A 12,546-nucleotide genomic window follows, 5' to 3' on the forward strand; every position below is an offset into this window, starting at 1 on the left:
TGCTGACCACGGAGCGGCCACGGAATCGGCACACGGAGGGGCTGACAGAATGGGGCAATGGTTGACATCTCGACTCGGGAAGCCGAGGTGCTCGCGTTGGTCGGCGAGCACCTCAGCAACGCCGAGATCGGGGCCCGGCTGTTCATCTCGGTGCGTACCGTGGAGACCCACGTCTCGTCGCTGCTGCGCAAGCTGGAGGTCCCGGATCGGCGTGCGCTCGCCCAGCGGGTGCCTGAGGAGGCCGTCGCCGGCCCGGCCCAGCCGGTACCGGTCCTGCCGGCCCCGCTGACCTCGTTCGTCGGTCGGGTGCGCGAGCGGACCGAACTGACCGAGCTGATCAAGGCGCACCGTCAGGTGACCGCGGTCGGCCCTGGTGGCGTGGGCAAGACCCGGCTCGCGCTGGCGGTGGCCTCGGAAGCCGCTGGCGAGTACCCCGACGGGGTATGGTTCGTCGACCTGGTCCCGGTCGCCGATCCTGGCATGATCGCGACTGCCGTCGCCGGGGCGCTCGGCCTCGGCGAGCAGCCCGGCCGGGACATGACCGGGTCCGTCGTTGCCGCGTTGGCCGGCCATCACGCGTTGCTGGTCCTGGACAACTGCGAGCACGTACTGGACGGGGTGGCGCCGCTGCTCGAGCGGCTGTTGGCAGCGTGCCCCGGGGTGACGGTGTTGGCGACCAGCCGGGCCCGGCTGATGGTGCCGTTCGAGCGGGTGTACCAGGTGCCACCGCTGTCGCTGGCTGTCGACGGTGGATCGGACGCGATCGCGTTGTTCATGGAGCGGGCGGCGGCGGTGGGCTGGCCGCTGGATCCGCCACTGCGCGAGCAGGTCGCCTCGATCTGCGAGCGTCTGGACGGCATGGCGCTGGCGATCGAGCTGGCCGCCGCTCGGTATCCCACGCTCGGGCTGGACGGCATCACCACCGCGCTGTCCCATCCGCTCCGGATGCTGACCGGCGGATCCCGGGCCGATGAGCGGCACCGTTCGGTGCGGGCGGTACTGGACTGGAGCCACGCCCTGCTGGAGCCGGCCGATCGGGTGCTACTGCGCCGGGTGTCGGTGTTCGTGGCACCATTCACCGCGCAGGCGGCGGCGGAGGTCACCGGAGCCGAGCACGTAGCGGAGGGCGCCGGGTTCGAGGGCGCGGCGGAGGGCGCCGGAGCCGAGTACGCGGCGGAGGGCGCCAGGTTCGAGGGCGCAGGGGAGGGCGCAGGGGCCGAGGAGGGTCTTGTCGCCGAGGGGCTGGCGCGGCTCGCCGAACAGAGCCTGCTGGTGGTGACGGCCTCCCCGGGCGGCACCCGGTACCGGGCGCTGGAGACCATCCGCCAGTACGGGACGGAGCGGCTCACCGAGGCCGGTGAGCTGGTTGACGCCCGGTCCCGGCACCTGCGCTGGTGCTTGGCCAAGGCCGCTGGGCTGACGGAGACGGGGGCGGACTGGCGGGTCCGCTTCGACGCGGTGGCCGACGACCTCCGTGCCGCCCTCGCCTGGGCGGCCGACCGGGCAGAGCAGCGCGCGGACGCCTGTCGCCTCGCCCGGTTCCTGGCAGAGCTGACCTTCACGCGTCACCTGACCGCCGAGTCCCAGCAGCGCTACGAGCAGGCGGCCGCGCTCGCCGACGACCCCGCGGTCACCGCGTCGATGTACCGGCAGGCCGCGGCCGTGGCCGGCTGCCGGACGATCGGTGACGACATGTACCGGCTGCGGCGCGCTGCCGCCGACGCCGCCGGTCGGGCCGGTGACACCGCTGGCGCGGCGGGTGACCTGGCGACCGCCGCCACCATCGCCTACCGCTTCTCGAGCAAGTTCGTGCGGATCCCGTCCCCGGCGGAGGCGCTCGCGCTGCTCACCGAGGCGCGACAGCTGGCCGGCGACGACCCGGCCGCGCAGGCCGCGGTCTCATTGGCCGAGGCGGGAGTGCTCTCCGACGCGTTCGGTGCCGCCCAGGGCCCGCCGGACAACGCCGTACCGGAGACGATCGCGCGCGCCGAGCGGGCGGTCGAACTCGCCCGCCGGACCGGCGACCCGCTCGCCGAGTCGGCCGCACTCGACGCACTCACCGCCGCGCACAGCTGGGCCGGTGACACCTTGGCGGTCGCGGCCACGGCCCGGCGCCGGATCATGCTGCTCTCCGACACACCGGATACCCCGGCTGGTACCCACGAGCTGATCGACGCACTCGGCATGGTCACCGAGACGGGCCTCGGCGCCGGGGACGTGCCGGGCGCCCGGCGGTGGGCACGGGAACTGGCCGGCCATCCGGCGCTGGCCGAGGTCGGGCACCTCGCCACGTACCGGCTGCTGATGGTGGAGGCACTGGCCGGCAACGCCGCCGAGGTGCTGACCGGCAGTGTCCGGTTCCTCGACGGGTGGCGGCGGTCGGGCAGTCCGGCCCTGCCGGGCCTCGCTCCGGCGGCGGCCGGGGTGGCGATGATCCACGGCCTGCGCGCCGACCAGGAGGCGAGGGGCGAGTGGCAGGAGATCCTGGACCAGTTCGGCACCTCGGCGGGCGGGCGTACCTACGGCTACGGGGCGGTCTTCGACGCGATGCTCCTGCTGCACCAGGGGCAGGCGCCGGAGGCGCTGGAGCGGGTGGCACCCGAGCCCGGCGAGGTGTGGAAGTGGGTCACCTGGATCTGGCTCCACTGGTACGTCGCACTGCGCGCCGAGGCCGCCGTACTCGCCGCGAGCCCTGACGCTCGCGACCGCCTGGCGGAGGCCCGGACCATCGTGGCCGGCAATCCGGTGGCCGATGCCATGGTGGCACGGGCCGAAGCCCTGCTGGACGGCGACCGGGCGGCACTGCTCGGCACGGCAGCGGCCTTCGAGGTGGCCGGCTGCCGCTACCAGTCCGGCCGGACTCTGCTGCTGGCCGGCGGCGCCGATGCCGAGCGCGGGGCGGCCGTGCTCCGCGAGCTTGGGCTCGCCCCGACGGGCAGCGAGCCTGGGGTCGCCCCGATGGGCAGCGGCGTCGACGGGCTGGTTCGGCCCGGGTGATAACTCGGGCTCGCGAATGCGGGCGGTCGGCTGGAATACATGACGCAGGGTGTCGTGATTGGTTGGCAGGCTCGTCGACACGTGGGGAGCCGTTCCTGGCGTGCCCACACCTGCGAAAGAGCTGAGGCTGACAATGGATCGAACGGCGGTCAACCCGTGGGCCTGGTCGGTGGAGTTGGGGTACAACCAGGGCGAGGTCGTCTCCGGGCACACCCGGACGCTGTACTGCGCCGGGCAGGCCGCGATGGGTGGCGACGGCCGACCCCGGCATGCCGGTGACCTGGCGGCGCAGTTGGCGCTGAGCCTCGACAACCTGGAAGCCGTACTCGCCGGGGCCGAGATGTCCCTCGCGAACCTCGTCCGGCTCAACGTCTACACCACCGACGTCGACGGGCTCTTCGCGCACTACGGCGTGCTGGCGTCGCGGCTGGGTGCCGCCGGGGTGGCACCGCCGACCACGATGCTCGGGGTGACCCGGCTTGCGATCCCCGACCTGATGGTCGAACTTGAGGGGACCGCCGTCGCGTGACGGCAGCCGGCCGCGGACGTCGCACAGATTCCGGGAAAGAGTGGCTTCCTGACCCCGCGAAGCCACTCTTTCCCGGGATTAGCGTCCCCCGCGCATCGTGGCGGGAGGTCAGCCCCGTTTACGCTTACCGTGCCCGCAGGACGACGATCTCCGGGTGGGTGCCGGAGAGGCTGATCGGGTACCGCTGCCGCAGGGCCAGCCCGGTCGCCTCCACATCGGGTAACTGGCCGTCCACGTCGGAGAGCAGCAGCACCGCGCGGCCGTTCGGGCGTAGCACCCGGCGCAGCTCCGTCCAGAACCGCCGCTGTTGCCCGGCCAGGATGCCGGCGAACGGCACCTGCCGGTCCCACGGCGGGTTGGTGAGCACCAGGTCGACGGCGTCGTCCGACAGTGGGATCCGGCCGGCGTCCGCGACCACCCAGCCGACCGGTGTGTCCCGGCCGTTGCCGGCGGCGATCGCGACGACGGCCCGGTCGATGTCACTGCCCACGATGGACAGACTCCGACCGGAGAGAGCCGCCTCGACCGGTATCGTCCCGGCACCGCAGCAGGGATCGAGGAGCCGGTCGCCGTCCCGCGCCCCGACGAGCCGGACCAGCGCGGCGGCGACCGGCGGATGCAGGCTGCCCGGCCGGGACATCCGACGGTACGCGCGGCGGTGCAGCGGCCGGTCCGCGATCCGCAGCGCCACCAGCGCCCGGTCGTCGACGAGGGTGACCCGCCAGGAGAGTCCGCCGGGCGGTGGCGCGACCCCGCCCCGTCGGCTGTGGTACGGCAGCCCGAGCGCGGCGGCGATCGGCTCGCCGACCGCGTCCTCCAGATCGAACCGGGTGAAGTTGCGCCGCCCCAGGAACGACGCGGAGACGTCGATCCCGGACAGCGGTGCCCACTCGTCCGTGCCGGACAGTGGTGCCGAGCCGTCCGTGCCGGACAGTGGTGCCGAGCCGTCTGTCCCGGAAAGCCGGCGGTCGCGCATGCTGGAGGTCGGTTGTCGGGCAGCGCCACGGCAGCGGCGCCACCGGGTCAGCAACTCCCGCAGCGGCAACGTCGACGCGGCCTTGCCCAGCATCCGCAGATCGGCCCGGCTGCGGCCGATTCCGTACACGGCCGTGCCGACCAGGAAGATGTCGTCGGCGCAGCGCAGATCCAGTACCTCCGGACCGGGATCAACGCTGTCGAACCACACCTCACGGTGTGCGACCGCACTGACCCGGCCCACTTGAAGTGTTGCTATCTCGTCGGCCACCACCGGCTCGATGCCCCGCACCGTCCGCGCCACCAGGCGCGCGGCCGTCACGACGTGACGACGGTGCCAGGACGCGGTGTGGCCCCGGCGCGAGTACGCGCCGGCAACCGAAAGATCATTCGATCTTCTCCCACGTCGCGACTCGGGGCGACGCGTCGCCGCCCCGCATCGCTGGCGAGGGGTTGTCCGCAACCCGCCAGCGGTCGCGTCAGGCGAGGAAGAAGAAGTTCATGGCCTGGAGGATAGCGATCAGGTCGGCGGCACGTCGCCGGATATTTTCGGCGCCGGGTCGTTCCGGAGCCGACTGTAGAGCCAACCGTCCCGCCACCGGCCGGCCCGGAACTCGACCGACCGCAGCACACCCTCGCGGCGGAACCCGGCCTTCTCCAACGACCGCTGCTCCGCCGTGTTCTCCGGATGGGTGCCGGCCTGGATGCGCTCGGCCGGAGTGTGCGTGAACAGGTAGTCGCAGAGCAGCGCCTGGGCACGCCAGCCGATGCCCTGGCCGCGCCACTCGGGCAGCAGCGCGATGCCGATCTCCCAGAATCTCGCCACGCCGAACCCGTCGGCGTGCCAGCCGACGAACCCGGCGGCGGTGTGTTCCTGCTCGGCGTCGGGATCCGGGGAACCGGTCTCGACGATCAGCCGGCTGTTCTCGGCGCCGAGGTAGCCGTCGGCGGCGTACCGGCGTACCGGCTCCTGGGCATCGCGGAAGCCGGCCCAGTCCAACCCGACCAGGCCCGGCTCGGTCAGGAAGCGTTGCAGCATCGGAAGGTCGTCCTCGCGTACCGGGCGGAGCCGTACGGATGCTGCCACGGTCTGCTCCTACTCGGGTCGGTTGAGGAGGGGAAATAAGCCTCGCTCGTGCCGGACTCACAATCCTCAGCTGTTGTGCCCAGATCGTCAGTCGGTCGGCTGCGAATCGGGGTAACCCACCCCGCTGAGCCGTTCCGACACCTGCCAGAGCCGGGCCGTGGTGGCCTCGTCCAGGGCTCGGGCGGGGATCTGGGCCGGGGCGGGTCCACCGTGCAGTTCGCGGTAGCCGTCCGGGCCGTAATATCCACCGCCCTCGGCCGTCGGGCTCGTCGCGGCGAAGATCGCTGGCAGGGCGCCGGAGGGGATGTCCTGCCAGATCCCGGGCACGAGATAGATCAGCCGGTTCCGGATCCGGTTGAGCCGCAGCGAACCCCCGCCGTGGGTCGGGCCGGTCACCTGGAGGTTGGTGACGGCGGCACCCGGATGCGCGGCGTTGCTCAGGATGCCCCAGCCGCCCGCGGTGCTGCGTCGCTGGAGTTCCCGGGCGAACATCAGCAGGGCAAGCTTCGAGAGCCCGTACGCCCGCAGCGGCTGGTAGCGGCGCTCACCCTGGAGGTTGTCGAAGTCGAACCGCCCGATCCGGCTCATCAGGCTGCTGATCGACACCACCCGGGCGGCACCGGCGGCGCGGAGCAGCGGGAGCAGGTGACCGGTCAACGCGAAGTGCCCGAGATAGTTGACGGCGAACTGGAGTTCGTACCCGTCCTCGCTGAGCGCCCGGGGGCGCGGCGTCATGATGCCGGCGTTGTTGACCAGGATGTCGATCGGCCGACCCTGCTCGGTCAGCGCAGTGCCGCACGCGGCGATGCTGGCCAGCGATGCCAGGTCCAGGTGCTGGAGGCTCAGCTTCGCGCCGGGCACCTCGGCGCCGATCTCGGTGACGGCCCGCTCGCCCTTGGCCTGGTCGCGTACCGCGAGGATCACCTCCGCGCCGGCCCGGGCGAGCCGATGGCTGACGCCGAACCCGATCCCACTGTTGGCCCCGGTCACCACCGCGAGCTTGCCGGTCAGATCCGGTACGTCGATGTCAGGTGCGCGGTGCGGCATACGATCATTATCGATGCTGGCCCGCCCTTCGTGGGGGGCGCGGCGTTCAGTGCCGCTCGGGCAGCCCGTTGACGAAGCATCGCCACGCGGCGGGCCGGAACGCGAGCGTGCCGCCGTGCCGGTCCTTGGTGTCGCGTACCAGCACCTGACCGGGTACGTCGACGGCGACCTCGACGCACGCCCCCTGGTTGCTGCTCCGGGTGCTCTTTCGCCAGGTGAGGATCGTCGGCTCAGTCATCGACAGCCTCCTTGATGATGGCGGCGAGCAGATCCTCGGAATCCTCCTGGCTGAGCGCCAGTTCCGAGAGCGTCTGCCAGGCGCCCTCATGGTCAGCCACTTCCACCGGCTTGTCCAGATAGAGCGCGCCGGTCAGGTTCTCGCTGTAGACGGTGGTGGGCTCGGGTGGGCGGGTGCCCTGCGTCGGGAAGTCGAAGATGTGGAACGAGTTGGAAACCGAGGCCCGGTGCGGCCCGACCGCGAACGGCAGCACCCGGACGGTGACCGAGGGGTGGCGGTTGCTGTTCGCGAGGTGGGCGAGTTGGGCCACCCAGGCGTCGTGGTCGGCGATGGGGCGGCGCAGTACCGCCTCGTCCACGATCACTTCCAGGTCGGGGGCCTTCGGCTGGCGACGGGTCAGGATCCGTTGCCGTTCCAGGCGTAGCGCGACCTTGCTGGCGACCTCCTGCTCGGTGACCCCGGGCTTGGTCCGGATCACCTCGGCGGCGTACTCGGCGGTCTGCAACAGGCCGGGGATCAGCGACGACTCGAACTGGCGGATGCGGGCGGCGGTCGCCTCCATGCCGACGTACAACTGGAACCAGGAGGGGATGACCTCGCCGTACGCGTGCCACCAGCCCTTGGCCTTGGACTCCTTGGCGAGGCTGAGCAGGACGTTGGTCATCTTCGGGTTGACGCCGTAGAGCCGGCACATCGCCTCGACGTCGTGCGTGCGTACCGTGGTCTCGCCGCGCTCTATCCGGTACATCCGGGCGCGGGACCATTCCAGGATCTTGGCCGCCGGTTCGAGATTGATCCCGGCCTCCTCCCGGGCGATCTTCAAATGCCGGCCGAGTTGACGTTGCGGTACGGATGACGCGCGGTCGGCCACGATTCGCTCCCATCTCTTCTGGACAGTTTCGAACGACTGGAACGAGACAGCGATATCGGGTCGGGCGTATCGATGTCAATATTTTCCGGCAAATCTCGCGCCATACTGCTGACCGCACGGGCGTCGATGTCCAGACTCCTGCGCCCGGCTGCGGCTGGCGGCGACGTACAGTCCGTTGATGGTGCGGGCGGCGGCGGTACCGGAGCGGCTGCGGTGGGCGGTCGAGTTGTTGCGGGTGGCCCCGGACGACCAGATCCTGGAGATCGGTTGCGGCAACGGGGTCGCGGTGTCGCTGGTCTGCGACCGGCTGGTCGGCGGGCGGATCACCGCGATCGACCGTTCGGTGGCGGCGGTCCGGCAGGCGGAGCGGCGCAACGTCGAGCACATCGCGGCGGGGCGGGCGGTCGTCCGGCTCGGTGCCCTGGAGGAGTTCGGCGCGCCGGAGGGGATCGGTGCGCTGGAGGAGTGTGGCGCGCCGGTGGGGTCCGGAGTGGACGGTGGGCGGTTCGACAAGATCTTCGCGGTCAACGTCAACCTGTTCTGGACCCGTTCGGCCGCCGCCGAGCTGACCCTGCTCCGCCGGCTCCTGCGGCCGGGCGGCGGGCTCTATCTCTGCTACGAACCGCCCGAGGCGACCCGGGTGGCGGAGCTGGTCAGGCGGCTGCCGGCGACGCTCTCGGCGCACGGGTTCGCCGCCACGGCGGTCACCTCGGCGATCACAGCCACCACCTCCCTGCTCTGCGTCAGCGGTCGGGCGGACCGGCGGCCGGAGGGGACGGGAGCGGGAGTCGGCTAACCGACCCCGAACGGGACGCAGCCGCCCGCCGGCGGCTCGGGGTCGTCGGCGATGGCCTTCACCAGCAGCGCACTGCAGTGCGCGACGGTACGCAGCTCGTCGTCGGAGAGCCGGTCGAGGATCCGACGCATCTTCTCCGCCCCGGCCGTCACGAACCGGTCGACCAGGTCGCGCCCCGGCCCGCTCAGCTCGATTCGGCGTACCCGGCGGTCGTGCGGGTCCTCGCGGCGGGTGACCAGGCCCTGCGCGACCAGTCGGTCCACCATCCCGGTCATGGTGGCCAGGCTCACACCCATCGCGGTGCTGAGTTCCTGACCGGCGATGCTGCCGTGCGCCGAGAGCACCAGCAGCGCCTTGAGCTGTGGCAATGTCAGATGCAGCGTGAACAGCGGATTCGCCGGGTCATTGGCGAAGAGATGCTGCATCTCCCGCTGCGTCTCCATGATCTGGGCGATGAGATCGTGCCGGTTACCCATCGATCCCTCCAGAGCACGAGACGGCGGCAACGGTCGGCCGCAACGCGGCCACGCCCTCCGCGGTCAGCGGAGGTTACCAGGGATGTGCCAGCCCCAGAATACTTCGCTGTGAGCGAACTGTTAGTGTCAGCCTAACTTTATATCCACGGGGAAAAGGAGCGAGCCGCATGTCCGTGGCCGTCCAACCTGACGCCGGGAGCGACAAGCTCGATCCCGGCGTCCTGAGGGTCGCCGGTGTGGTGGTGCTCGGCGCCATCATGTCGATCCTCGACGTCACCGTCGTCAGCGTCGCGATACCGACCTTCCAGCGCGAGTTCGACGCCAGCTACGCCACCGTCGCATGGACGATGACGGCGTACACGCTGGCCCTGGCCACGGTGATCCCGATCACCGGCTGGGCGGCCGACCGGTTCGGCACCAAGCGCCTCTACCTGATGTCGCTGGTGCTCTTCCTCGGCGGCTCGGCGCTGTGCAGCGTGGCCTGGGACATCGGCCCACTGATCGTCTTCCGGGCTCTCCAGGGTCTCGGCGGCGGCATGCTGATGCCGCTCGGCATGACGATCATGACTCGCGCCGCCGGCCCGCACCGGGTCGGCCGGGTGATGGCCGTGCTCGGCGTACCGATGCTGCTCGGCCCGATCGGCGGCCCGATCCTCGGCGGCTGGCTGATCGAGGCGGCCTCCTGGCACTGGATCTTCCTGATCAACGTGCCGGTCGGGATCATCGCCTTCGTCTTCGCGCTGCGGGTCCTGCCCAAGGATGAGCCGCAGCCCTCCGAGTCGTTCGACTTCCTCGGCATGCTGCTGCTCTCGCCGGGTCTCGCGCTCTTCCTCTACGGCGTCTCCTCCATCCCGGAGGAGGGCACCGTCGCCGCCGCCAAGGTGCTGGTTCCGGCGATCATCGGCCTGCTGCTGATCCTCGCGTTCGTGGCGCACGCCCTGCGCAAGGACCACCCGCTGATCGACCTCAAGCTGTTCAGGAACCGCAACCTCACCGTCTCGGTCGTCACGATGACGCTCTTCACCGTGGCGTTCATGGGCGCGATGCTGCTGCTGCCCAGCTACTTCCTCCAGGTACGCGGCGAGGGGACCCTCGACGCCGGCCTGCTGCTCGCCCCGCAGGGCATCGGCGCGATGCTGACCATGCCGATCGCCGGCCGGCTGACCGACCGGATCGGCCCCGGCAAGCTGGTACTCGGCGGAATCGTGCTGATCGCCCTGGGGCTCGCCCCGTTCACCCAGATCACCGCCGACAGCTCGTATGGGCTGCTCCTCGGTGGCCTGTTCGTGATGGGCATGGGAATGGGCATGACCATGATGCCGATGATGTCGGCGGCGATGGCTAGCCTCACCCACCAGCAGGTCGCCCGGGGCTCCACGATGATGAACATCGTCCAGCAGACCGCCGGCTCCATCGGCACCGCCGTGATGTCCGTCATCCTCACCAACCGGGTGCTGGAGAGCCAGGCGGCCACCGCGTACAGCGCGGTCACCCAGGGGCAGGTGCCGCGCGACCAGGTGCCGCCGGAGGTACTCACCCAGGGGCAGGCGTCGCTGGCCGACGCGTTCAGCCAGACGTACGTGATCGCGCTGGTGCTGATCGTCCTCTGTGTCATACCGGCGGTGCTGCTGCCGCGCAAGCGGATCGAGCCGGCCGCGCCGGAGCAGGGCGAGGTGCCGGTCCCGGTCGTCATGCACTGACGAGCACACCCCGGAGCGCCGCTCCGGGCACCGCGAAGCCCTCCCGCCGCTCCGGCGGGAGGGCTTCGGCGTCCGCACCGGCCCCGGCCGGGACGAATCGGCGTCCTCCGCACGGTTACTTCCGCCTTGTCCGGGTACCCGGGAGTGCACAGCGGGCAGGGACGGAGGCGGAGGCGGACCGATGACGACCACCAGGGGTGAGGAACGGGCCGCCGTCAGGCCGGCCAGCCTCAGGTTGCCGGGGATCGTGCTGGGGGTGGGGCTCGGCGGATTCGTCGACGGCATCCTGCTGCACCAGATCCTGCAATGGCACCACCTGCTCAGCAGCACCAACACCGACAACGTCGGGGTGCGGTACTACGACCCGAAGACCGTACCCGGGCTGGAGATGAACACCCTCTGGGACGGCATCTTCCACGCGGTCTGCTGGCTGGCCGTCCTGATCGGCCTGGCCATCCTCTATTCCCGGGTGACCCACCACCGCCGCCGGGTCTGGACCTCCCGGGTCCTGTGGGGCTGGATCCTGGTCGGCTGGGGGCTGTTCAACCTCGTCGAAGGCATCCTCGACCACCACATCCTCGGCATCCACCACGTCTATCCGGGCCCGGACCAGCTCTGGTGGGACATCGCCTTCCTCGTCCTCGGCGCGCTGCTGGTCGTCGGCGGCTGGCTGCTCCAGCGCGGCGGACGCTCGTTCGACCCCGTCTCCGGGCCCGACGCGCCGACCGGCGGGCGGGCGCCCCGGAACACCTGATGGGTCACGAGCCACACCACCTGCCCGAGCACGGGGCCGGCATCGACGTGTTCGGGGTACTGCTGCCCGCCGTCGTCCTGCTGCTCTGTGCCGGCCTCTACCTCCGGCTGGCCCACCGGGCACGGCGGCGCAACCCGGCGCTGGGCTGGAGCCGGTGGCGCACCCTGAGTTTCGGCGTCGGGCTGCTCCTGCTGGCGGTGGCGCTGCTGCCGCCGGTCGCCACCTTCGCGCACACCGACTTCCGGGGTCACATGGTCGCGCACCTGCTCGTCGGCATGTACGCCCCGCTCGCCCTGGTGCTCGGTGCCCCGGTCACCCTGCTGCTGCGTACGCTGCCCGCGCGGCGCGGCCGGCGGCTGACCGGGCTGCTGCACAGCCGTCCCGCCCGGATGCTGACCCACCCGGCAACCGCCTGGCTGCTCTCCACCGGCAGTCTCGTGCCGCTCTACTTCACCCCGCTCTACGACACCGCGACGAGCCACCCGGCCGGGCACTGGCTGCTGCACCTCCACTTCCTGCTCGCCGGTTGCCTCTTCGCGCACGCCATCGCCGGCCCCGATCCGGCGCCCGCCCGGCCCGGCGTGCGTACCCGGCTGGTCTACCTCGGCTGCGGCATCGCGCTGCACGCCGTCGTCTCGCAACTGATGTACGGCGGCTACTGGGTGCAGATCGCCGCACCCGCCGTCGAGGTCCGGACGGGCGCCGAACTCATGTACTACGGCGGCGACATCGCCGAACTGCTGCTCGCCGCCGCCCTGGTCGCCACCTGGCGCCCCGAACGCCGCCCGCAACCCGGTGCCCGACCGCAGCGGCGGGCCGCCCCGGCTCCGGCCGGCGGCAGCGGGCTCTGATGATCACCGCGCTGGCGGGGCGGTGGGGCTGGCGCGGACTGGCGGGGCGGCGGGTTGCGGCGCCATCCAGCCCGCCACCGGGAACACTCCGGCGCGCAGACTGTCGAGCTGGGTGCAGAGACGGGGCAGGCGCCGAATGTCGGAGCGCGTGGGTGCACAGACGGGGCAGCTCGACAGTCTCCGTGCCCGGGAGTGCCTACCCGGCCGGCCGGAGACCGGCGATGC

The 12,546-nt window shown here is 71.5% G+C and carries 12 protein-coding genes; 6 read left to right on the forward strand and 6 right to left on the reverse strand.

The window, feature by feature from the left end:
* The first annotated feature begins 57 nt into the window (after positions 1-57).
* Positions 58-2,997 carry a LuxR C-terminal-related transcriptional regulator gene (locus C6361_RS20025; RefSeq protein ID WP_107268639.1) on the forward strand — a complete coding sequence of 980 codons (2,940 nt, stop codon included), beginning with the start codon at positions 58-60 and terminating at the stop codon, positions 2,995-2,997.
* A gap of 133 nt (positions 2,998-3,130) precedes the next feature.
* Positions 3,131-3,526, forward strand: coding sequence for a RidA family protein (locus tag C6361_RS20030; RefSeq protein ID WP_107268640.1), 396 nt, complete (start codon positions 3,131-3,133; stop codon positions 3,524-3,526).
* Between the two features lie 124 nt (positions 3,527-3,650).
* Here C6361_RS20030 and C6361_RS20035 read toward each other — a convergent pair whose 3' ends face one another.
* From C6361_RS20035 to C6361_RS20055, 5 genes are all read right to left on the reverse strand, one after another.
* Positions 3,651-4,823 (reverse strand): TRM11 family methyltransferase, encoded by a 1,173-nt coding sequence (locus C6361_RS20035; protein ID WP_107268641.1) that lies wholly within the window; start codon positions 4,821-4,823, stop codon positions 3,651-3,653.
* Between the two features lie 198 nt (positions 4,824-5,021).
* On the reverse strand, positions 5,022-5,588 hold the full coding sequence (locus C6361_RS20040; protein ID WP_234358907.1) for a GNAT family N-acetyltransferase: 567 nt from the start codon (positions 5,586-5,588) through the stop codon (positions 5,022-5,024).
* An 87-nt stretch (positions 5,589-5,675) separates the two neighbouring features.
* Positions 5,676-6,635: an SDR family oxidoreductase gene (locus C6361_RS20045; protein ID WP_107268642.1), complete on the reverse strand. Its 960-nt coding sequence runs from the start codon at positions 6,633-6,635 to the stop codon at positions 5,676-5,678.
* Between the two features lie 46 nt (positions 6,636-6,681).
* Entirely contained in the window at positions 6,682-6,873 is a 192-nt protein-coding gene (locus tag C6361_RS20050) for a DUF397 domain-containing protein (RefSeq protein ID WP_107268643.1), read from the reverse strand.
* Positions 6,866-7,744: a helix-turn-helix transcriptional regulator gene (locus C6361_RS20055; RefSeq protein WP_107268644.1), complete on the reverse strand. Its 879-nt coding sequence runs from the start codon at positions 7,742-7,744 to the stop codon at positions 6,866-6,868. The genes C6361_RS20050 and C6361_RS20055 overlap by 8 nt, the downstream gene beginning before the upstream one ends.
* Before the next feature lie 178 nt (positions 7,745-7,922).
* Here C6361_RS20055 and C6361_RS20060 point away from each other — a divergent pair, with 178 nt between their 5' ends.
* On the forward strand, positions 7,923-8,540 hold the full coding sequence (locus tag C6361_RS20060) for a cyclopropane-fatty-acyl-phospholipid synthase family protein (RefSeq protein ID WP_107268645.1): 618 nt from the start codon (positions 7,923-7,925) through the stop codon (positions 8,538-8,540).
* Here the strand turns inward: C6361_RS20060 and C6361_RS20065 are convergent.
* Positions 8,537-9,016 carry a MarR family transcriptional regulator gene (locus tag C6361_RS20065; protein ID WP_107260628.1) on the reverse strand — a complete coding sequence of 160 codons (480 nt, stop codon included), beginning with the start codon at positions 9,014-9,016 and terminating at the stop codon, positions 8,537-8,539. The genes C6361_RS20060 and C6361_RS20065 overlap by 4 nt on opposite strands.
* 167 nt (positions 9,017-9,183) lie before the next feature.
* On the opposite strand from C6361_RS20065, the gene C6361_RS20070 reads away from it, so the two are divergent.
* The 3 genes from C6361_RS20070 to C6361_RS20080 all read left to right on the forward strand — a co-directional run bounded on the left by C6361_RS20070 (position 9,184) and on the right by C6361_RS20080 (position 12,321).
* Positions 9,184-10,716, forward strand: a complete 1,533-nt coding sequence (locus tag C6361_RS20070) for a DHA2 family efflux MFS transporter permease subunit (protein WP_107268646.1) — start codon at positions 9,184-9,186, stop codon at positions 10,714-10,716.
* A gap of 181 nt (positions 10,717-10,897) precedes the next feature.
* Positions 10,898-11,470, forward strand: a complete 573-nt coding sequence (locus C6361_RS20075; RefSeq protein WP_107268647.1) for a DUF2243 domain-containing protein — start codon at positions 10,898-10,900, stop codon at positions 11,468-11,470.
* Positions 11,470-12,321: a cytochrome c oxidase assembly protein gene (locus tag C6361_RS20080; protein WP_107268648.1), complete on the forward strand. Its 852-nt coding sequence runs from the start codon at positions 11,470-11,472 to the stop codon at positions 12,319-12,321. Before C6361_RS20075 ends, C6361_RS20080 begins: the two co-directional genes overlap by 1 nt.
* Positions 12,322-12,546 lie beyond the last annotated feature (225 nt).

Origin of the sequence: Plantactinospora sp. BC1, assembly GCF_003030345.1 — a bacterium.
Lineage (GTDB): Bacteria > Actinomycetota > Actinomycetes > Mycobacteriales > Micromonosporaceae > Plantactinospora.

What these genes read in the sequence shown, in the direction of transcription:
- C6361_RS20025 (WP_107268639.1), top strand. Translation starts at nt 58, where the DNA reads ATGGTTGACATCTCGACTCGGGAAGCCGAGGTGCTCGCGTTGGTCGGC.
- C6361_RS20030 (WP_107268640.1), top strand. Translation starts at nt 3,131, where the DNA reads ATGGATCGAACGGCGGTCAACCCGTGGGCCTGGTCGGTGGAGTTGGGG.
- C6361_RS20045 (WP_107268642.1), bottom strand. Translation starts at nt 6,635, where the DNA reads ATGCCGCACCGCGCACCTGACATCGACGTACCGGATCTGACCGGCAAG.
- C6361_RS20050 (WP_107268643.1), bottom strand. Translation starts at nt 6,873, where the DNA reads ATGACTGAGCCGACGATCCTCACCTGGCGAAAGAGCACCCGGAGCAGC.
- C6361_RS20060 (WP_107268645.1), top strand. Translation starts at nt 7,923, where the DNA reads ATGGTGCGGGCGGCGGCGGTACCGGAGCGGCTGCGGTGGGCGGTCGAG.
- C6361_RS20065 (WP_107260628.1), bottom strand. Translation starts at nt 9,016, where the DNA reads ATGGGTAACCGGCACGATCTCATCGCCCAGATCATGGAGACGCAGCGG.
- C6361_RS20070 (WP_107268646.1), top strand. Translation starts at nt 9,184, where the DNA reads ATGTCCGTGGCCGTCCAACCTGACGCCGGGAGCGACAAGCTCGATCCC.
- C6361_RS20075 (WP_107268647.1), top strand. Translation starts at nt 10,898, where the DNA reads ATGACGACCACCAGGGGTGAGGAACGGGCCGCCGTCAGGCCGGCCAGC.
- C6361_RS20080 (WP_107268648.1), top strand. Translation starts at nt 11,470, where the DNA reads ATGGGTCACGAGCCACACCACCTGCCCGAGCACGGGGCCGGCATCGAC.